Annotated in this window: 21 protein-coding genes and 1 pseudogene; 9 read left to right on the forward strand and 13 right to left on the reverse strand. The window is 48.7% G+C overall.

Annotated elements, in window-relative coordinates:
• Window positions 1-107 precede the first annotated feature (107 nt).
• The 8 genes and pseudogenes from fusA to fkpA all read right to left on the reverse strand — a co-directional run bounded on the left by fusA (window position 108) and on the right by fkpA (window position 6,171).
• Complete coding sequence (gene fusA, locus A8L45_RS20815) at window positions 108-2,204, reverse strand: elongation factor G (RefSeq protein ID WP_068905284.1); 2,097 nt, start codon at window positions 2,202-2,204, stop codon at window positions 108-110.
• Between the two features lie 71 nt (window positions 2,205-2,275).
• Window positions 2,276-2,746 (reverse strand): 30S ribosomal protein S7, encoded by a 471-nt coding sequence (rpsG, locus tag A8L45_RS20820; protein WP_068905285.1) that lies wholly within the window; start codon window positions 2,744-2,746, stop codon window positions 2,276-2,278.
• Window positions 2,747-2,844: 98 nt separating this feature from the next.
• Window positions 2,845-3,218 (reverse strand): annotated as a pseudogene (gene rpsL / locus A8L45_RS20825) (30S ribosomal protein S12).
• A 179-nt stretch (window positions 3,219-3,397) separates the two neighbouring features.
• The gene (gene tusB, locus A8L45_RS20830) at window positions 3,398-3,688 is read right to left on the reverse strand and encodes a sulfurtransferase complex subunit TusB (RefSeq protein ID WP_068905287.1); all 291 of its coding nucleotides are present in this window, start codon (window positions 3,686-3,688) and stop codon (window positions 3,398-3,400) included.
• Between the two features lie 9 nt (window positions 3,689-3,697).
• Window positions 3,698-4,054 carry a sulfurtransferase complex subunit TusC gene (gene tusC, locus A8L45_RS20835; protein ID WP_068905288.1) on the reverse strand — a complete coding sequence of 119 codons (357 nt, stop codon included), beginning with the start codon at window positions 4,052-4,054 and terminating at the stop codon, window positions 3,698-3,700.
• A gap of 8 nt (window positions 4,055-4,062) precedes the next feature.
• Window positions 4,063-4,455 carry a sulfurtransferase complex subunit TusD gene (gene tusD / locus A8L45_RS20840; RefSeq protein WP_068905289.1) on the reverse strand — a complete coding sequence of 131 codons (393 nt, stop codon included), beginning with the start codon at window positions 4,453-4,455 and terminating at the stop codon, window positions 4,063-4,065.
• Window positions 4,452-5,174: a helix-turn-helix transcriptional regulator gene (locus A8L45_RS20845; RefSeq protein WP_083228460.1), complete on the reverse strand. Its 723-nt coding sequence runs from the start codon at window positions 5,172-5,174 to the stop codon at window positions 4,452-4,454. Before A8L45_RS20845 ends, tusD begins: the two co-directional genes overlap by 4 nt.
• Window positions 5,175-5,340: 166 nt before the next feature.
• Window positions 5,341-6,171, reverse strand: coding sequence for an FKBP-type peptidyl-prolyl cis-trans isomerase (gene fkpA / locus A8L45_RS20850; protein ID WP_068905291.1), 831 nt, complete (start codon window positions 6,169-6,171; stop codon window positions 5,341-5,343).
• A gap of 125 nt (window positions 6,172-6,296) precedes the next feature.
• Here fkpA and A8L45_RS20855 point away from each other — a divergent pair, with 125 nt between their 5' ends.
• The gene (locus tag A8L45_RS20855; RefSeq protein WP_068905292.1) at window positions 6,297-7,280 is read left to right on the forward strand and encodes a WD40 repeat domain-containing protein; all 984 of its coding nucleotides are present in this window, start codon (window positions 6,297-6,299) and stop codon (window positions 7,278-7,280) included.
• Between the two features lie 9 nt (window positions 7,281-7,289).
• Window positions 7,290-7,514, forward strand: coding sequence for a SlyX family protein (locus A8L45_RS20860; RefSeq protein ID WP_068905293.1), 225 nt, complete (start codon window positions 7,290-7,292; stop codon window positions 7,512-7,514).
• Window positions 7,515-7,590: 76 nt separating this feature from the next.
• On the opposite strand, the gene A8L45_RS20865 is transcribed toward A8L45_RS20860, so the two are convergent.
• The 5 genes from A8L45_RS20865 to kefG form a co-directional block, all read right to left on the reverse strand.
• Window positions 7,591-8,553, reverse strand: a complete 963-nt coding sequence (locus A8L45_RS20865; protein WP_068905294.1) for an isoaspartyl peptidase/L-asparaginase family protein — start codon at window positions 8,551-8,553, stop codon at window positions 7,591-7,593.
• Between the two features lie 62 nt (window positions 8,554-8,615).
• Window positions 8,616-9,155, reverse strand: a complete 540-nt coding sequence (gene slyD, locus A8L45_RS20870) for a peptidylprolyl isomerase (protein WP_068905295.1) — start codon at window positions 9,153-9,155, stop codon at window positions 8,616-8,618.
• 63 nt (window positions 9,156-9,218) lie between these two features.
• Complete coding sequence (locus A8L45_RS20875) at window positions 9,219-9,422, reverse strand: YheV family putative zinc ribbon protein (RefSeq protein WP_068905296.1); 204 nt, start codon at window positions 9,420-9,422, stop codon at window positions 9,219-9,221.
• 15 nt (window positions 9,423-9,437) lie between these two features.
• Window positions 9,438-11,231, reverse strand: coding sequence for a glutathione-regulated potassium-efflux system protein KefB (kefB, locus tag A8L45_RS20880; RefSeq protein ID WP_068905297.1), 1,794 nt, complete (start codon window positions 11,229-11,231; stop codon window positions 9,438-9,440).
• Window positions 11,231-11,794 (reverse strand): glutathione-regulated potassium-efflux system ancillary protein KefG, encoded by a 564-nt coding sequence (gene kefG, locus A8L45_RS20885; RefSeq protein ID WP_068905298.1) that lies wholly within the window; start codon window positions 11,792-11,794, stop codon window positions 11,231-11,233. Before kefG ends, kefB begins: the two co-directional genes overlap by 1 nt.
• Window positions 11,795-12,032: 238 nt before the next feature.
• On the opposite strand from kefG, the gene A8L45_RS20890 reads away from it, so the two are divergent.
• The 7 genes from A8L45_RS20890 to A8L45_RS20920 all read left to right on the forward strand — a co-directional run bounded on the left by A8L45_RS20890 (window position 12,033) and on the right by A8L45_RS20920 (window position 18,805).
• Window positions 12,033-13,955: an ABC transporter ATP-binding protein gene (locus A8L45_RS20890; protein WP_068905299.1), complete on the forward strand. Its 1,923-nt coding sequence runs from the start codon at window positions 12,033-12,035 to the stop codon at window positions 13,953-13,955.
• Window positions 13,898-14,404: a TIGR02444 family protein gene (locus A8L45_RS20895; protein WP_083228461.1), complete on the forward strand. Its 507-nt coding sequence runs from the start codon at window positions 13,898-13,900 to the stop codon at window positions 14,402-14,404. The genes A8L45_RS20890 and A8L45_RS20895 overlap by 58 nt, the downstream gene beginning before the upstream one ends.
• A 115-nt stretch (window positions 14,405-14,519) precedes the next feature.
• Entirely contained in the window at window positions 14,520-15,539 is a 1,020-nt protein-coding gene (locus A8L45_RS20900; protein ID WP_068905300.1) for a hydrolase, read from the forward strand.
• Between the two features lie 142 nt (window positions 15,540-15,681).
• Window positions 15,682-15,912, forward strand: a complete 231-nt coding sequence (locus A8L45_RS20905) for a YheU family protein (protein ID WP_068905301.1) — start codon at window positions 15,682-15,684, stop codon at window positions 15,910-15,912.
• Window positions 15,913-15,972: 60 nt separating this feature from the next.
• On the forward strand, window positions 15,973-16,842 hold the full coding sequence (locus A8L45_RS20910) for a phosphoribulokinase (protein ID WP_068905302.1): 870 nt from the start codon (window positions 15,973-15,975) through the stop codon (window positions 16,840-16,842).
• A 161-nt stretch (window positions 16,843-17,003) separates the two neighbouring features.
• Window positions 17,004-17,423 (forward strand): rubrerythrin family protein, encoded by a 420-nt coding sequence (locus A8L45_RS20915; RefSeq protein ID WP_068905303.1) that lies wholly within the window; start codon window positions 17,004-17,006, stop codon window positions 17,421-17,423.
• A 56-nt stretch (window positions 17,424-17,479) separates the two neighbouring features.
• Complete coding sequence (locus tag A8L45_RS20920) at window positions 17,480-18,805, forward strand: heterodisulfide reductase-related iron-sulfur binding cluster (RefSeq protein ID WP_068905304.1); 1,326 nt, start codon at window positions 17,480-17,482, stop codon at window positions 18,803-18,805.
• The last annotated feature ends 12 nt before the right edge of the window (window positions 18,806-18,817 follow it).

Here is an 18,817-nt window from a genome sequence, read left to right on the forward strand (position 1 = left end):
CGATCGTGTTCCTTCCTAGTTATGAGCCGCACTCACCGTCATGAGTGCGATCAGAAGTTTTTATCAATGCTGGCCGTCAAAGACCAGCATCAAAAACCGCGACTCAATCAAGTGCGCTCGGCAATGATTGAATCAGCGATGTTCTTCGGAATCTCAGCGTATTCGCTGAACTCCATCGAATAAGATGCACGGCCCTGAGTGGCAGAACGCAAATCAGTTGCGTAGCCAAACATTTCAGCCAATGGTACCTGAGCTCGAATGATCTTCAGGCTAGCTGGACCATCGTCCATACCACCAATCAGACCACGTCGACGGTTCAGGTCACCGACAACATCACCCATCCAGTCTTCTGGCGTGGTGACTTCAACTTTCATCATTGGCTCAAGGATAACAGGCTGAGCGTCTAGCGCACCCTTCTTGAAGGCCATCGATGCAGCGATCTTAAACGCCATTTCGTTAGAGTCAACATCGTGATAAGAACCGTCGAACAAAGTCGCTTTAATATCCAGTACTGGATAACCAGCCAGAACACCACTCGACATCTGCTCTTCAATACCTTTAGCAATGGCACCGATATATTCTTTCGGTACGACACCACCTACGATCTCGTCTACGAACACGAAACCCTCGCCTGGTTCACAAGGCTCAAGTTTCAGCCACACATGACCATATTGACCGCGACCACCCGACTGCTTGACAAACTTACCTTCAACTTCAGTTTGTCCACGGATAGTTTCACGGTATGCCACCTGCGGCTTACCTACGTTACATTCAACGCTGAACTCACGACGCATACGGTCTACGATGATATCGAGGTGAAGTTCACCCATGCCAGAAATCAATGTCTGACCTGATTCATCGTCGGTTTCAACACGGAACGAAGGATCTTCTGCTGCCAGTTTACCCAGGGCAATGCCCATTTTTTCTTGGTCAGCCTGAGACTTAGGCTCAACCGCAATTTGGATAACTGGCTCAGGGAACTCCATACGCTCCAGTACGACTTTGGCGTCTGGAGAGCAAAGTGTGTCACCGGTCGTTACGTCTTTCAGACCAATCGCAGCTGCAATGTCACCCGCACGAACTTCTTTTATCTCTTCGCGCTTATTCGAGTGCATCTGAACGATTCTGCCAAAACGCTCACGTTTCTGCTTCACAGAGTTGTAAACAGCGTCGCCGGAGTTAACCACACCTGAGTATACCCGGATGAAAGTCAATGTACCCACGAATGGGTCAGTGGCAATCTTGAAGGCCAGCGACGAGAATGGTTCATTGTCGTCTGAGTGGCGTTCAACTTCGTTGCCAGATTCGTCTTCACCTTTAATCGCTTTAACGTCGACAGGTGAAGGCAGGAATTCAATAACAGAATCCAATACCGCCTGAACACCTTTGTTCTTAAATGCAGAACCACAGGTAGCCAGAACGATTTCATTATTCAGTGTGCGAATGCGAAGCGCTTGCTTCACTTCAGCTTCGGTCAATTCACCTTCTTCAAGGTACTTGTCCATCAGCTCTTCGGACGCTTCTGCTGCAGATTCAATCAGGTTCTGGTGCCATTCTTCGGCCAGTTCCTGCATGTCCGCTGGGATGTCTTCATACGAGAAGGTCATGCCCTGATCAGATTCGCTCCAGTTAATGGCTTTCATCTTGATCAGATCGATCACGCCTTTAAATTCATCCTCTGCACCAATATTCAAGTGAATTGGCACCGGATTCGCACCCAGACGGTCTTTAATTTGATCTACAACACGCAGAAAATCTGCGCCTGCGCGGTCCATTTTATTGACGAAGACCATACGCGGTACTTCGTACTTGTCAGCCTGACGCCAAACGGTCTCTGACTGAGGCTCTACACCTGATGCACCACAGAACACAACCACCGCACCATCAAGTACGCGCAGTGAACGTTCAACTTCAATAGTGAAGTCAACGTGTCCGGGGGTGTCAATAATATTGATGCGGTGCTCTGGGAACTGAGCATCCATTCCGCGCCAGAAAGTCGTTGTCGCGGCAGAGGTGATAGTGATACCACGCTCTTGTTCCTGCTCCATCCAGTCCATGGTAGCGGCACCATCGTGCACTTCACCAATTTTATGTGAAAGGCCGGTGTAGAACAGGATGCGCTCGGTCGTGGTAGTCTTACCAGCATCGACGTGAGCACATATACCAATATTTCGGTAGCGCTCAATAGGAGTTTTACGAGCCACAGTAATATCCTCTTACTAAGGGCATCCTTAGAATATGGTGTAGGCGCAGCACAAGGCTGCGCCAAAAGTCATTACCAGCGGTAATGAGCGAACGCTTTGTTCGCGTCTGCCATACGGTGAACGTCTTCACGTTTCTTAACAGCAGTACCTTTGTTTTCAGACGCATCCAGCATTTCATTTGCCAGGCGCTGAGCCATAGATTTTTCACCACGCTTACGAGCGGCTTCAACCAACCAACGCATAGCCAGAGCGTTACGACGTACTGGACGTACTTCTACTGGTACTTGGTAAGTTGAACCACCTACACGGCGAGATTTAACCTCTACCGCTGGGCGTACGTTTTCAAGAGCTGCTTCAAATACAGACAGGTGTTCTTTACCAGAACGCTCAGCCATGATATCCAAAGCACCGTAAACGATTTTTTCTGCAGTCGACTTTTTACCGTCAACCATTACGATGTTTACAAATTTTGCCAGCAGCTCGGATCCGAACTTAGGATCCGGCAGGATTTTACGCTGACCAATTACGCGACGACGTGGCATGGAAATTCTCCGTTGTCTTCTTCAGGTTTTATCCAAAACTTTTCAGTTTTTTCAAAATTACAAATTAATTAGTGTTTGGCCTTACTTAACGGAATCCATTAAGACTTAGGACGCTTCACACCGTACTTAGAGCGACCTTGTTTACGGTCGTTAACGCCTGCACAGTCAAGCGCACCACGAACAGTGTGGTAACGAACACCTGGAAGGTCTTTAACACGACCACCACGGATAAGGACAACGCTGTGCTCTTGCAGGTTGTGGCCTTCACCGCCGATGTATGAAGTTACTTCAAAACCGTTCGTCAGACGAACACGGCAAACTTTACGCAGAGCCGAGTTAGGTTTTTTAGGAGTAGTGGTGTAAACACGAGTACAAACACCACGTTTTTGCGGACACGCTTCCAACGCAGGCACGTTGCTTTTCGCAACTTGCTTAATGCGTGGCTTACGTACAGCTGGTTGATAGTTGCCATTAAATAGCTCCTGATATTACTTACGTATAAGTGTGAAAAATCTATCCCCAACAAACGCAGGGACGCGAAATTTTAGGCGTCGTCAAAGGGGGTGTCAAGATTTATACAGCGATCTTTCTTTTGTTCGATATCTGAACACGGTAATTTCCCCTGTTTTACGAGGTGAAAAAACGGCATTTTCACCATTTTAGTTGCGTAGCATGACGTTCAGTAAGAGAAACAAATCCTTCAAAATCAATTATTTGAATATTTTTGTCAACTTTACCCATCAAACCTCTCGCCTTGAGGTCGACATCCAGCGCATAAACTTTCATACCTGATGTTTTTAATTTTTCTTGCCAGAGAGAACCGCTGATCCCGGCAATTACTCCGTCTTCAAGTAATAATATCTCGCTTTCAGGGCGTGCATATCGCAAGCAAAGGGATATTCCAGAATGATTAAACGGTGAGGTATGGAGCGTGTGAAGCATGAATATCCCCTAAAACTGAACCAAACGATCGCAATGGCAAAGTAGTTCACCAATTTCTTGCGGCGTTTTTATGTCAGCATCGATGATCATGGATGTCCCCTCTAGCCCTCTCTCTTCTAGCGAGAGTGAGCAGACATAAATTTCCTCAACATCACACAGCGACAGCATTTTGAAGGTCGAAATATAATCGCGACACAGAACAGACTCAGGGGACTGCCCCTTGATAAGTTGCATCACGCCATCTCCTACGAAAAATAATGACAGCGTATCGCTGTATGACGAGGTTGATAACACCGCGTCCAGTCCTTCCCGTCCGCTAGCACTACCATGCGGTGCACTGGAAAATACAAATCCAATCTTTTTCATGCTGCGCCTTAAAACTGAATGACACGGTCAGCACTGAGCAACGCTTCAGACAAACTGCCCAAGCCCGCCTGCACAAAACCCTTAGCCATGTTGCTCGATGACAAGCCATGTTGCGCGGACTCGTCGGGACTGATTTGTCCACGCCGCAACGCCGCCGCAACACAGGTCTCCATCATGACCCCCTGCTTGTCCTGCATCTCTTGCCAAGCCTTGACCAAATCAAACTCGTCATTGGCAGGAACTGTCAACGACGAGGCATTTGATACACCGTCTTGATAAAAAAAGATGCGTGAAACAGTGTGTCCGGCCTCAAGTAATGCTTTGGCAAATAAATATGCTGAGCGGGAAGCCTGGCTGCCATAGACAGGACCACTTACCACCAACACATAATTCAGGCTCATTTTTCGCCATCCTCAGTTTTTCGCTGACGAATATAAAGATAGACGGTGTGTTTAGAGATATTGAGACGATCTGCAACGCGGTTAATCGCATCTTTAATATCGAAAATACCTTTATCAAACAGCTCCATCACAATCTGACGGTTTTTCAGATTATTTGACACTGATTTGTCGGCATTAATCTCTTCTATGGTGCGCTCTACTGTTTGATCCACCAACTCTTCAACATCACTGGCAAAGTTAACGGAGGAGACAGCCTGCCGCGCTTCATCAGTTGGCATAAAGGCCTGAAGGACTTGTGAAAAAGGCGCATCCAGATTGATATTGATACACAAGAGCCCGATGATTCTTCCCGTTGCATTTCTGATCGCAACAGTGATTGATTTCATCAACGCCCCGCCTTTCGCCCGGGTGAAGTAGGCGCGGGAAAAGTTCCGCTCTGAACCTTCAATATCACGCAGGGTTTTGAGTGCAAGGTCAGTAATAGGTGACCCCACTTGCCGCCCGGTGTTCTCGCCATTAGCAATTCTGATGGCTGAGTTATTAAGATCTTCCAATGAATGCAGCACGATTTCACAGTGCTGGCCAATCAGTGCAGCCAATCCGTCGACCACAGCTTCGTACGAGTGCAGGATCACCCGATCAAGTTCGTTAAAACGATAGTGACCTGCTATGCCGGATACTGGCACCATGTCCGCTCCAAAGCTATCAGTAGATACCACGGGCAGCCTTCCTCCTCAGGGTTCTCTGGCTGTTCTAGACAGAAGATAAAATGAATGACGTATGAAATGTGGTCGCAAGTGTAACAGACTTGGCATAAAAAAAGCACAAGCCCCGGTGGATGACCGGGGCTTGAAATAGTGTCTCTCAGCGATGCGGAAAAGAGGATTATCCTTGCGCTTTCTCTTCTTTCGCAGCTTCAGACTCAATTTTGATCAGCTCAACTTCAAATACCAGCGTTGAATTGCCAGGAATTGATGGTGTGTTCTGAGTACCGTATGCCAACTCTGGCGGGATAACAAACTTGAACTTAGACCCTACAGGCATTAGCTGAACACCTTCAGTCCAGCCCGGGATCACGCGATTCAGTGGGAAGGTCGCAGGTTGATTGCGATCGTAAGAACTGTCGAACTGCGTACCGTCAATCAGGGTACCTTTGTAATGAACAACTACGGTATCTTCAGCTTTTGGCTTTTTACCGTCACCCAAACGCTCGACCTGATACATCAGACCAGACTCTGTGACCTTTACACCGTCTTTCTTCGAGAAACCATCACGGTACTCATTGCCAGCTTTAATTGCGGCAGCAGAGTCTTTTTCTTCTTTTTCTTTCATTTTCTCTGCAACGCGGCCGTCCAACGCTTTCAGAGCTTCTTGTGCCTGCTCGTCAGTCAGCTTAGAGGTGCCATTGAACGCATCCTCAACACCACGAATCACAACTTCTGGTTTTAAATCGATACCAAACTGTGACTGTTGTTCAAGGTTAGACTTCAGGTATTGCGCCAGTGAGGTACCAATCGCGTAAGCTGCTTTTTCGTCTTCTGTTTTGAAACTCATTGCCTGAGTTTCAGTTTGAGTTGCAACCTCAGCCTTTGCGGTTTCTGTTTGCGCTGCAGCTTCCGCCTTTGCGGTTTCTGGTTGTTTTGCTTCTTCCTTCTGACAGCCTGCGGCCATGGCGACTGTCGCGGCAAGCAGCGACATTTTCAACACTGATTTCATTGGGTGCTCCGAGGTTTATAGGAATATCATTCCTTTTTAAAATCAATTTCGCTTATCTGTGCGAAAGTACCAAACTATCAATATACTCGACGTTATAGGGTCAATGGGGCAGGAAAACAACCATAATGTATCGTTTTATCCGCGCATTTTGCGTAACCCTAACAATTTTAGCGATCTCAGGCTGTTTTCATTCAGCTGATGAAGCTCGCCGCTGGGAAATACACACCGAAGGTGTCACCAGTTTTAGCCTGAGCCGAAACGGACAATTTGGTCTCATTGCGGCCAAAGAAAACGGCATTGTGCTCTGGGACCTAAACACCAACAAGCAACTGGCCAGTTTCGGATTTCAGGATCCTGACAGTAACACAGTTATTGCCAGCCAGATTTCAGATAACAATCGATATGCGATCACAGCTACGTCTCAGAATTTTTCCGTCTGGGATCTCGCATGGGGAAAATCAGAAGGACTGTGGTCAATATCTGACGGTAACATCCGCGATGTGGCGATCAGTAATAACGGCGAAAAAATTCTGCTGGCACTTTCGAACGGAAAAGCGCTCTTTGTTGACTTAGGCACGGGAAGACGCCTTGAGTTCCTTGCACACAGAGAAAAAGTTAATAGTGTGGCGCTGTCGCCAAATGGAAAATACGGTATGTCAGGAGGGAATGACCATTTCGCCTACCTCTGGAATACCGACAGCGGGCAAATCATTGATACTTTCGAACATCAACACCGTATCACCCGGGTTGCACTTCACAGGGGAGGCAAATATGCGTTCTCGGCGGACGGAGATGATATGGCAATCATTTGGGATCTCTCGACTGGTAACGCATTGAGTCAGCTCGATCTCTTCCACCGTCACCCCAATTTCTCAACCGCACGCTTTTCTGACGATGGCAGCTTACTGGCAACAGGAACTCCGGGCAGAAGAGTCCAGCTTTGGTCCGTCACCAAAGGCGACAATCAGGGACGATGGGTAGCTGCTGAGCAACCGGATACTCGTCCACCCAGCGCAGTAGTGTATGATGTGGCTTTCACCCCAGACAATCAGGTGATTTCAGCAACCTCTGCGGGAATTGCACAAGCCTGGGACATTGAACAACACTGAGACACAGTAATGACAGAACACCAACCACAGCTGCAAAAACAAATTGATGATCTGGAGTGCAAGCTGGCTTTTCAGGAGCACACGATTGAAGAGCTGAATGACGCCCTGACTGAGCAACAAAAGTCTATCGATAAACTGAATACCCAAATTGCTTATCTGGTGACCAAACTCAAAGCAATGGAACCATCGAATATTGCTAACATGGCTGAGGAAACGCCTCCTCCTCACTACTAATGTCTCTTACCGAAGCGCAGGCTTACGATGACTGGGGCTGCTGCAATGCAGCAGGCCACTGTTTGGGGTTCACCTTCTACTGGTTCACGGGCGTCAGGGTGTCTGTATCGTAAATCGCCACCAGTGGCTCACCGTGCGTGTCCAGCGTACCACGGTACATACCGGGGCAGTTGAGGGAGAAGTGCACCTGCCCTTCAGCGTCAACCGCGACAACACCGCATTCTCCGCCCAGTCCTTTTATTTCACCATTGACGACATTATGGCAAGCGTCTTTCAAAGACTGATTTCCATACCGCATCCGACCGGAGATATCACTGGCGACAGTACAACGCAATAACACCTCTCCCATCCCAGTAGCTGAAACGGCACAGTTACCATTTCGAGCATAAGTGCCGGCCCCAATAATAGGTGTGTCCCCTATCCTGCCATAACGCTTGTTGGTCAATCCGCCCGTACTGGTGGCGGCCGCAAGGTTGCCGGAGGCATCGAGCGCAACAGCGCCGACGGTGCCATGTTTTTTATCATCAGGAAACGTAGATTCTGATAACGCAGCCCTTCCTGTGCTCTTGGCGTCCAAAAGCTGATCATAGCGGCGTTCGGTGAAGAAGTAGTCTTGTTCGGTGTAAACATGTCCGGCTTCATTAAAGGCAAATTTCTCTGCACCGTCACCGCTAAGCATAACGTGTGATGATCCGGTCATTATATCTCTGGCGAGCACAATAGGATTTTTGATATGTCTTACACCGCAAAGTGCGCCAGCATTTAGATCTTTGCCATTCATGACTGCCGCGTCCATCTCAACCATTTCGTCATGTGTAAGTACAGAGCCCCGACCAGCATTGAACAGAGGGTTATCTTCCATCGACACTACAGCGGCAACCACTGCATCAACAGAACTTCCCCCTGCCATCAGAATGTTCTTTCCCGCCAGCAAAGCATCAGCCAATGCATGCCGATACGCCTGCTCAAGATCGGCTTTCATTCTGTGCTTTTCTATTGTGCCCGCACCACCGTGGATTGCGAGAGAAAACTGCGCCATCAATTCCTCCTTTTCCCCTTTCACAAAAGAAAAAAAAGGCCCCAGATGGGGCCTTTAACACTTTATTTGCTGCAGCTACCGCTGCTACAGCAATCATCTTCGCTTTGTTCGTGGCCTTCGCCGCCACAACAACCGCCTTCCTGATGAATGTGTCCATGGGCAACTTCATCTTCTGTCGCTTCGCGCATGTCGAGCACTTCAACGTTGAAGGTCAGTGTCTGGCCCGCCAGCATGTGGTTTCCATCAACCACAACCTCGTCGCCGTCAACCTCAGTAACTTCGACAGAGATAGGACCTTGGTCAGTGTCCGCTAGAAAGCGCATACCGACAGTAATTTCGTCAACGCCTTGGAATACCTCAGCGGGTACGCGCTGGACCATAGCGTCGTGATACTCACCATAAGCCTCTTCTGGAGCGACTGTGACTTCAAAGGTATCACCTTGCTCGCGACCTTCGAGGGCATTTTCCAATCCTGGAATAAGGTTCTCATGTCCGTGAAGATATTGGAGAGGCGCTTCTTTGGTTGACTCATCAACCATCACACCGTCTTCATTTTTCACCTGATATGACAGGCTTACAACTACGTCTTTACAGACTTTCATATTTACTCCAGAAGTGGTTATCATTTCGGCGAGGATAATACATAAATATCATCGTAGCGGCTATCATTCAGGTTTAAATATCCCGATAACATCTGCCGATTGTGCCACCACCTCGGGTTGAGGAGACTGATTGGGTGACCGACGGTCCATGTGACCGCAACGTACGCACTCCACCACCTCAATGTGGTGGTCAACCCACCAGCGAAGTGTATCTGTCTCTTTGCACTCGGGGCAGGTCGCCCCGGCAATAAATCGTTTTCTTTTCATGGAATCTGACTACCTCTATTCCCTGTTCCAGCTGTGGTGTCGCTCGGTGTCGCCCTGCATTTCAAGATCAAACAGCTCTTCTAGTTCCAGCCTTGCTTCTTTCGTCCTCGAGGCTGCCCCTACGTCCTCACTGTGATGCGGCTGCATCTCATGAAGACGCGTCTCGTCAAGCTTTCTGAAGTAAGCTTCGGCACGCTTAGCTTTGTACGGATGCATACCGATTGCGATCAGAGTCTGTCGTCCCAAATCCAAAGCACTGAGGAATGTCTCACGGGCAAACCCATCTACCTCATGCCCCATCAGCTCGTTCGCTTCGACTCGGCTTCGGGCTCTGGCCATCACTTTAAGGTTAGGAAAGTGTCGCCGACACAGGTCAACAATCTCTAGAACTTCTTCCGGTGAATCTGTGCATATCACTATCGCTTTGGCGTTTTCCGCGCCTGCGGCCCGCAAAAGATCCAGCTGTGATGCGTCGCCATAATAAACCTTATAACCAAACCGCCTCAACAAGGCGATTTGGGAAGGATCTCTTTCCAAGATGGTGAGCTTAATTTTGTTGGCAAACAGTAAGCGTCCCACCAGTTGTCCAAAGCGACCAAAGCCTGCAACAATCACCCTGTCTTCCTGCTGAAGAAAGCTCGTGTTCTCTGGCTCCGGGTTATCGTTAAAATCATGACTGAACCAAATTTTCTGCGATACCAGAAGCAGCGGTGTCGTCATCATTGACAGGCTGACAACCACCAGCAGGAAACTGTTCAACTCAGGTGACAAAAGCCCCTCGCCTCGCGCAGCGGTAAAGAGGACGAAGGCAAACTCACCTCCCTGACTGAGTAACAAGGCGACCTGACTGCGGTTGCGCTCGCTGATGCCAAAGCGCATGGTCAGAAGATAAATGACAGCACTCTTGACACAAATCAGAGCGATCACGGCCACCAACACTTCAAGCGGATACTTGAGCAAGAGTCCTAGATCGACTGCCATGCCGACAGCGATAAAAAAGAGTCCAAGCAAAATGCCTTTGAATGGCTCTATCGAGATCTCGAGTTCGTGGCGGTATTCACTTTCTGCAAGCAACACACCAGCGAGAAATGTTCCCAGTGCCATAGACAGACCAAGCTTCTGCATCCCGACAGCAATCCCTATCACGAGCAGCAGCGCAGCAATATTGAACAGCTCACTGACCCCGCTCAACACTACCCAGCGAAAAAGAGGACGCAACAGATAATGACCACCGACCAGCAGGACAATAATGCCACCCAGCATGGTCAGCACATCCAGCCAGCTGCCGCTGGTACCGCCCGCCAGTGCAGGCAGAATAGCCAGCATAGGGATCACGGCGATATCCTGAAACAGAAGCACAGCGAATCCTGACGTGCCCGCCTCGGTATTCATCAGGCGCTGCTCGTCAATGATCTTCATGGCGATTGCTGTCGAAGAGAGTGCCAGACCCATTCCAATGACCACAGAATCAGTCATGTCAATACCAAGCATGGCAACACCCGCAGTGATCAGTACAGCACTGATCAGAACCTGACTGCCGCCGAGACCAAGTATCGGTTTACGCATTGCCACCAGCTTCTTGGGGTTCAGCTCAAGACCAATAAGGAAAAGCAGCAACACGACACCAAACTCAGAAAAATGGAGAATGGCATCAACGTCGCTGATCAGACTCAAGCCCCATGGACCGATCACCATGCCGGCTATTAAATAGCCAAGCACAGAGCCAAGTCCCATCCTCTGCGCCAGAGGTACTGCTACAACAGCGGCAACTAAGAAAATCAATGCACCTTCAAGGTAACTGTGTTCCATCAAACCACCTCCGGTACTGGGTTGAGAAGCCAGTCGGCATAGAGTTCAGCATGTGCTTCCCGATCTTCATCACTCACTCTGCGCGCCCAGTGCAGTACCAAAGGTTGAACCCAGCGCATCTTGCACAGAAGCGCAGTCAGCTCAAATGGCTGCAGCAACTCATCCATGCTGTACTTGTTGTATCCCGTTTGGCAGAAAGCCTCTGCTGCGCCACCCGTTGTCACGACAAAACGACAGAGTTTTCCCGACAGTGCCTGTCCTCCACCATGCGCAAAGCCTTTGCCAAGAACCACATCGATCCATTCTTTTAGTAATGACGGACAGGAATACATTTGGAGAGGATGTTGAAAAACAATGACGTCATGCTCTGTCAGTAAATAACGCTCATGAGCGACATCAATCATAAAATCTGGATATTCAGCATATAAATCGTGAAGAGTCACGTGCGGCAGGTTTTGCACTGCCGAAATCATCCGCTTATTAGCGACCGATTCCTGGGGATAGGGATGCGCAAAAATCACCAGGACTTTTGGCAAAAACATGGTATTGGGGTGGTTTTCCATCTGAACAGCACCATCCTTATGACGATCGACAATTTCCTATGCCGGATTGCGGTTATTAAACTTGTCCAATGATTACACAAAGCCTGTAATTAGTATCGTTCAAATCGAATAAACTGTGTTCCCACAGCGGTGTAACACGCATCTGACAATCCGCACGACTGGTAGCGGCTTATCATTACTGGTATAACTCCGCGATAGTTTGTCAATTCACATGGAGCGGAACGCCCGCGCAGTATTCATGATCACAATCTCTGATATCCAGTTGTTACGTGGCGGCAAGCCACTTCTTGATGGTGCTTCGGCCACGATTCATCCCGGCGATAAAGTTGGTCTGGTCGGGAAAAATGGCTGTGGCAAGTCAACGCTCTTTGCCTTGCTCCGCCACGAGCTGTCGCTGGATGCCGGGAGCTGTAATTATCCCACGGGTTGGCAACTGGCATGGGTTGCGCAGGAAACTCCGGCGCTTGAGCGGGAAGCCATCGAGTATGTGATTGACGGTGACCGCGAATATCGACAGCTTGAGCAGGCTCTGAAACGTGCTGAGCTGGCAGACGATGGTAATCAGGTTGCTTTGTTACATGACAAAATTGACGCCGTTGGCGGTTACAGCATTCGCGCACGGGCAGCAGAGTTGCTGGATGGGCTCGGCTTTAGCCAGCAACAAATGAGCTGGCACCTGACCAGTTTCTCCGGCGGTTGGAGAATGCGCCTTAACCTCGCACAGGCGTTGATTTGCCGCTCAGACCTGTTACTCCTTGATGAACCGACAAACCACTTGGATCTTGATGCAGTGATGTGGTTGGAAAAATGGCTACAAAGCTATCGCGGTACGCTGGTACTCATCTCTCATGACCGTGACTTTCTCGACCCAGTGGTTAACCGGATTGTTCATATTGAAAATCAAACGCTGAATGAGTACACAGGCAACTACTCTGCCTTCGAAACTATGCGGGCAGAAAAGTTGGTTCTCCAGCAAGCAATGTTTCAGAAGCAGCAGAAGCAAATGGCGCACATGCAGTCATATATCGATCGTTTTCGATATAAAGCCAGCAAGGCAAGACAAGCACAAAGCCGGATAAAAGCGCTTGAGCGAATGGAAAAAGTCTTGCCCGCGCAGTTTGATAACCCGTTCAGCTTTGAATTCCGGGAGCCTGCAACCCTGCCAAATCCGATTCTGATGATGGAAGATGTATCTGCGGGTTACGACGATAACCTAATCCTCGACAAGATCCATCTCAATCTGGTGCCAGGTAGCCGAATCGGTCTGCTCGGCCGCAATGGTGCGGGTAAATCTACCCTCATCAAGTTGCTGTCCGGTGATTTGCCCGAAAAAGCAGGTGATCTGACCTATTCTCAGGGCGTAAAAATCGGCTATTTTGCTCAGCATCAATTAGAAACACTGCGCGACGATGACACGGCCATTCAGCATTTGGCTCGTCTGGCTCCAAATGCCACCGAGCAGCAGCTTAGAGATTATCTCGGCAGTTTTGGTTTTCATGGTGATAAGTCCCTTGAGCCTATCGCCCCCTTTTCTGGTGGCGAAAAAGCCCGTTTGGTGCTGGCACTTATTGTCTGGCAAAAACCAAATCTTTTACTTCTCGATGAGCCAACCAACCATTTGGATCTCGACATGCGCCAGGCACTCACGCTGGCTCTGCAATCGTTTGAGGGCGCAATGGTTATTGTCAGCCACGACAGATACCTATTACGCGCCACAACAGACGACCTGTATCTCGTTCACGATAAACAGGTTGCCCCTTTCTCTGGTGACTTAAATGATTACCATCAGTGGTTAACAGAACAACAGCGCGCCGCGCGCCGGGAAGAGCAGGCCAGCGCAGGCAAAACATCGTCCAACAACAGCCAGACCAGCCGCAAAGAACAAAAACGGCTGGAAGCAGAATTCAGACGACAGACAGCCCCGCTCCGTAAAAAAATTGATAAGATGGACAGTGCACTTGAACGTTTCAGCACCATGTTGAGCAAGGCTGAGTTAGAACTTGCTGAGCCTGAGATATATAATGCCGAAAACAAGGATAAACTGGCGCATGTACTGAAACAGCAGGCCGAGGCTAAATCGTCACTGGAAGAGGTAGAGATTGAATGGATGACACTGCAGGAGGAACTGGAAAGCATGGAAGCGGAATTCCAAAGCCGCTGATCCAGCAGGCGACTGCAGAAGGTCTTTGGCAGTTCAGTTTGGCACACTACAGCCACAATGATGTCAAACAGGCCTGCCTGAAGCTTCAGGATGACTATCAGGGCAACGTTAACCTTGCCCTGATGCTTGTCTGGCTTGAGTTCTCTGGTTTCAGTTTCAGTGACGACAGTCTCAACATTCTTCGGCAGGCAATCGCTGACAGTGAAATGCTGCTTCGACGCTACCGATATATGCGTCGGGAATTGAAAAGTGAGCTTTCTCATGCCAACTATCAGAAGCTGCTCAACTTTGAGCTGATGCTGGAAAAAAAGCAGCAACAAGATTTAGTCTCAACGGTTAATCAGCTGCCATGGCTGACTGATGGGCCGTCTACCCTGCGTCATTATTGCCTCCAGTTATCCGCGTCCGCTGTTACCCTCTACCCTCAGTTGAGTCGTGTTTCAGGCTGACATCTGAGTCCTTTTCACAAAGTTTCTGATGACGATGGATAATCGGTCAACAAAAGAAAAATAGCGAAAGGACCCGCTTGGTTCGTATATAAAAATAAAAGGATGTGCATTTCATATGGATTTCACCCCGATTCCCGGTTTCACCAATCCTCATCTGCAAACGCTTCTGCCGCGATTTATTCGACGCAAAGCGATTTTCGAGCCTGTCTGGCAACGACTGGACACTGATGACGGTGATTTTCTCGATATTTGCTGGACTGAACCGCCAGAACACGCAGGAAATAAACCGGTTGTCATTCTTTTTCACGGTCTTGCCGGGTGCTTTTACAGCCCTTATGCCAACGGATTGATGGCATCTTTCCGCGAACGAGGCTGGCTGGGTGTCCTCATGCATTTCAGGGGTTGTAGCGGCGCATTAAACCGCCTGCCAAGAGGTTACCACTCCGGTGAAACAGACGACGCCCGTTTTTTTATCGATTACATCGAGCAGCGTTTTCCTGATGTTCCGAAGGCTGCAGTCGGGGTATCACTCGGTGGAAACATGCTGGTAAACTATCTCGCCCGCTATCAGCATGACTCTCATCTGTCAGCTGCATGTGCCATTTGCCCCCCTCTAGACCTTGCAGATTGTGCTCATCGCATTCAGAAAGGCTTCTCAAGAGTGTATCAGGCCTACTTACTCAACAGCATGAAAAATACCTTGAGGGATCGACTGCTGCGCCACCCACAAGTCGGCAGCCTTAAGACTGGTGACACTATCAATATCTCCAGTATTTATGAGTTAGACCAGCAGGTGACGGCCCCTATGTATGGTTTCCGTGATGCTGAAGACTACTATCAGCAATGTAGCGGATTGCAGTATCTGAATCAGGTATCTATACCGTTCAAAGTTATTCACGCTACAGATGATCCCTTCATGACTGGTGCAGTGATCCCCAAAGGGTCGTTACCTGATAATATCGATTATCACGTAACAGAATATGGCGGCCACGTCGGTTTTGTTGGCGGCAGCTTATCTCAACCGGTGTTCTGGCTAGAAACCGCTGTTCCTGATTTCCTTGCGCTTCACTTGGGCGATGCAACGTCCGTGAAGGCTAATCAATCCACGTCTGACCGCACTGTCACTGCCTCCTGATTCTACCGCTGCATCCAACTCTTTTTATAAAGACTGGGTGCAACTCTGCTTTTCCGTTGCATTACGTTAAAATCTCGCTGCTGAGCATGGCCCAGCACGTGAGAACAACTATTCTATAAACCGACAAGTAAGGCATTTATCCATGATTGTTCCTTGGCAGGAGATCCCGCAAGACACCCTCCACAATCTTATCGAACACTTTGTGCTACGCGAAGGCACCGACTACGGTGAGCAGGAGATCAGTTTTACCGACAAGGTTGAACAGGTGCTTAACTTGCTGAAAAATAAAGAGGCCGTCGTGGTCTATTCTGAACTTCATGAAACGGTCGACATTAAGCTGTGCCGAGACCTCAGTTCTGGCTCACAGGCTTGATCTTCAAACGAATCACTGTTTATTGTCTTATTATTCACCTCAATTCTGACAGGGTTTGTCATGTCTGCGAAACATCCGATCATTGCGGTTACAGGGTCTTCCGGAGCAGGGACCACCACAACCACAGAAGCTTTCCGTAAAATGTTCAACATGATGAACGTTAGCGCAGCCTGGGTGGAAGGAGATAGCTTTCACCGTTTTACCCGCCCCGAAATGGATGTCGAAATCCGTAAAGCGAAGGATCAGGGCCGTCATATCAGCTACTTCGGTCCGGAAGCCAACGACTTTAAAAAGCTGGAAGCATTTTTCCGCGAATACGGCTCGGCAGGCACCGGGCAGTTTCGGCGCTACCTTCATACCTTCGACGAGGCCGTACCTTACAACCAAATGCCGGGCACCTTCACGGCATGGCAGGACTTGCCAGAGAATACCGACGTTCTTTTCTACGAGGGTTTACATGGTGGTGCCGTCGATGGTGATATCAACGTTGCTCAACACGTTGATCTTCTTGTAGGCATGGTACCGATCGTCAACTTGGAATGGATCCAGAAGTCGGTTCGCGATACCCGTGACCGTGGTCACTCACGTGAGGCGGTGATGCACTCAATTGTCCGTTCTATGGATGATTATCTTAACTACATCACCCCTCAGTTCAGCCGGACACACATTAATTTCCAGCGCGTACCGACAGTCGATACATCTAACCCTTTAAGTGCTAAAGCTATCCCGTCTTTAGATGAGAGTTTTGTCGTCATTCGCTTCAGAGGGATCAAAAACGTAGATTTCCCTTACCTGATCTCAATGATTCAGGGGTCCTTCATGTCTCGCCACAATACATTAGTGGTACCGGGTGGTAAAATGGGCTTTGCAATGGAGCTTATTATGCGCCCGCTGGTACAACAGCTGATAGAAACAGGCAAGATTGGCTAACTTCTTTCTATTACTCGGTTTTATCGATCTGTGAGCTGGATTTCGTTATCGATAAAACCGATGATTCATTCCGTTATTATTCATTAGCTCAATATCGTTTTCTGACCTTTACTTAATGTCGAGCATTAGACTCACAAACCTTACGACTTAGGAGAAAGGTTATGTCACTAAAAGGAAGCAAAACTGAGCAAAATCTAAAAGACGCTTTTGCCGGCGAAAGCCAGGCAAACCGCCGTTATCTCTACTTTGCATCAAAAGCCGATATTGAAGGTTATAACGATGTAGCTGCTGTTTTTCGTTCGACCGCAGAAGGCGAAACGGGCCATGCTCATGGTCATCTCGAGTACCTAGAGGAAGTGGGTGATCCCGCTACTGGTCTGCCAATGGGAAATACCGGAGAAAACCTGAAAGCCTCTATCGCGGGGGAAACCCACGAATATACCGATATGTATCCCGGTATGGCATCCACAGCGAGAGATGAGGGGTTTGACGAAATTGCTGACTGGTTCGAAACGCTCGCCAAGGCTGAACGCAGTCACGCGAACCGTTTCCAGAAAGCACTCGATAACCTCGATGGCTAACGTTTGACCTGACAATTAAGGGGAAGCATCTGCTGCCCCTTAAACGGTAACTGCCTATGAAAGAGAAACGAGAAGGCGGCATTGAGGCGCCTACGCGTCACGCAATCGACTGGCAGTCTGACAGCTTTTACGACAGAGATGCGTTGAATGCCGAAATGGAACGGGTATTCGATGTCTGCCATGGCTGTCGGCGGTGTGTCAGCTTGTGCGATGCGTTTCCTACACTATTTGACTTGATAGATGAATCCGACACATTTGAAGTAGATGGTGTCGATAAAGAGGATTACCAAAAAGTCGCTGATCAATGCTATCTGTGCGACATGTGTTACATGACCAAATGTCCTTATGTTCCGCCACATGAATGGGAAATTGACTTTCCACATCTTATGTTGCGGGCGAAGGCGGTCAAGTTTAAAGAACAAGGTGCGTCAATGCGGGATAAACTTTTATCTAGCACTGACCTTGTCGGCGGTATGGCAACAATTCCTGTGGTGGATATTACTGTCAACACCATGAATAAGAACCCTACCTTTCGCAGCCTGCTGCACAAAGCCGGAGTCCACAAGGACGCCAAAGTACCGGAATACCACAGTAAAACCCTTCGAAAACGCGTCGCTGATTTAGGCCAAAAAATTGATGCAGAGCCCGTAAATGGTACAACAGGCAAAGTTGCTATGTTCACCACCTGTTACGGAAACTACAACAGTCCCGAACTCGGCGATGACTTTTTCAAAGTATTCCAACATAACGGCATTCATATTGAAGTCGTGAATAAAGAGGCTTGCTGTGGCATGCCGAAAATGGAGCTGGGAGACTTAGACAGCGTTTCACAAGCCATGGAGAAGAATCTGCCACAGTTGATCACAATGGTTGATCAGGGGTTTGATTTAATCGCTCCTGTTCCGTCCTGCGTACTCATGTTCAAACAAGAATTGCCTTTGTTGTACCCAGATAACCCAGAGGTCATCAAAGTGCGTGATGCCTTTTTTGACCCGTTTGAGTATTTGATGCTGCGGCATAAGGCAGGCAAATTCAATACTGAATTTACCACACCGCTAGGCGATATAAGCTACCACGTAGCCTGTCACCTCCGGGTACAGAACATTGGTCTGAAGACGGCGGATATTCTGAAACTGATCCCAGATACCCGTGTCGCCGCAGAGCAGCGTTGTTCGGGCCATGACGGCACCTATGCTGTGAAAGTAGAAACGTATGATAAGGCAGTCAAAATAGGCAGACCTGTTGCAAAGAAAGTGAAAATGCGTAATGCAGATCATTTCGCCAGCGACTGTCCGATGGCAGCCACTCATGTCGCTCAGATAGCCGATATTGATAAACCGGTTCATCCCATGACACTGCTCAGACAGGCATATGGTTTGTAACATTTAGGGAGT

The sequence above is a fragment of the Veronia pacifica genome, assembly GCF_001707825.1.
Taxonomy (GTDB): Bacteria; Pseudomonadota; Gammaproteobacteria; order Enterobacterales; family Vibrionaceae; genus Veronia; species Veronia pacifica.

Excerpts from the sequence above, each read along its gene's own strand:
- rpsG (WP_068905285.1), bottom strand. The coding sequence starts at position 2,746 with ATGCCACGTCGTCGCGTAATTGGTCAGCGTAAAATCCTGCCGGATCCT.
- tusB (WP_068905287.1), bottom strand. The coding sequence starts at position 3,688 with ATGCTTCACACGCTCCATACCTCACCGTTTAATCATTCTGGAATATCC.
- tusC (WP_068905288.1), bottom strand. The coding sequence starts at position 4,054 with ATGAAAAAGATTGGATTTGTATTTTCCAGTGCACCGCATGGTAGTGCT.
- tusD (WP_068905289.1), bottom strand. The coding sequence starts at position 4,455 with ATGAGCCTGAATTATGTGTTGGTGGTAAGTGGTCCTGTCTATGGCAGC.
- fkpA (WP_068905291.1), bottom strand. The coding sequence starts at position 6,171 with ATGAAATCAGTGTTGAAAATGTCGCTGCTTGCCGCGACAGTCGCCATG.
- A8L45_RS20855 (WP_068905292.1), top strand. The coding sequence starts at position 6,297 with ATGTATCGTTTTATCCGCGCATTTTGCGTAACCCTAACAATTTTAGCG.
- A8L45_RS20860 (WP_068905293.1), top strand. The coding sequence starts at position 7,290 with ATGACAGAACACCAACCACAGCTGCAAAAACAAATTGATGATCTGGAG.
- A8L45_RS20865 (WP_068905294.1), bottom strand. The coding sequence starts at position 8,553 with ATGGCGCAGTTTTCTCTCGCAATCCACGGTGGTGCGGGCACAATAGAA.
- slyD (WP_068905295.1), bottom strand. The coding sequence starts at position 9,155 with ATGAAAGTCTGTAAAGACGTAGTTGTAAGCCTGTCATATCAGGTGAAA.
- A8L45_RS20875 (WP_068905296.1), bottom strand. The coding sequence starts at position 9,422 with ATGAAAAGAAAACGATTTATTGCCGGGGCGACCTGCCCCGAGTGCAAA.
- kefB (WP_068905297.1), bottom strand. The coding sequence starts at position 11,231 with ATGGAACACAGTTACCTTGAAGGTGCATTGATTTTCTTAGTTGCCGCT.
- kefG (WP_068905298.1), bottom strand. The coding sequence starts at position 11,794 with ATGGAAAACCACCCCAATACCATGTTTTTGCCAAAAGTCCTGGTGATT.
- A8L45_RS20890 (WP_068905299.1), top strand. The coding sequence starts at position 12,033 with ATGATCACAATCTCTGATATCCAGTTGTTACGTGGCGGCAAGCCACTT.
- A8L45_RS20895 (WP_083228461.1), top strand. The coding sequence starts at position 13,898 with ATGGATGACACTGCAGGAGGAACTGGAAAGCATGGAAGCGGAATTCCA.
- A8L45_RS20900 (WP_068905300.1), top strand. The coding sequence starts at position 14,520 with ATGGATTTCACCCCGATTCCCGGTTTCACCAATCCTCATCTGCAAACG.
- A8L45_RS20905 (WP_068905301.1), top strand. The coding sequence starts at position 15,682 with ATGATTGTTCCTTGGCAGGAGATCCCGCAAGACACCCTCCACAATCTT.
- A8L45_RS20910 (WP_068905302.1), top strand. The coding sequence starts at position 15,973 with ATGTCTGCGAAACATCCGATCATTGCGGTTACAGGGTCTTCCGGAGCA.
- A8L45_RS20915 (WP_068905303.1), top strand. The coding sequence starts at position 17,004 with ATGTCACTAAAAGGAAGCAAAACTGAGCAAAATCTAAAAGACGCTTTT.
- A8L45_RS20920 (WP_068905304.1), top strand. The coding sequence starts at position 17,480 with ATGAAAGAGAAACGAGAAGGCGGCATTGAGGCGCCTACGCGTCACGCA.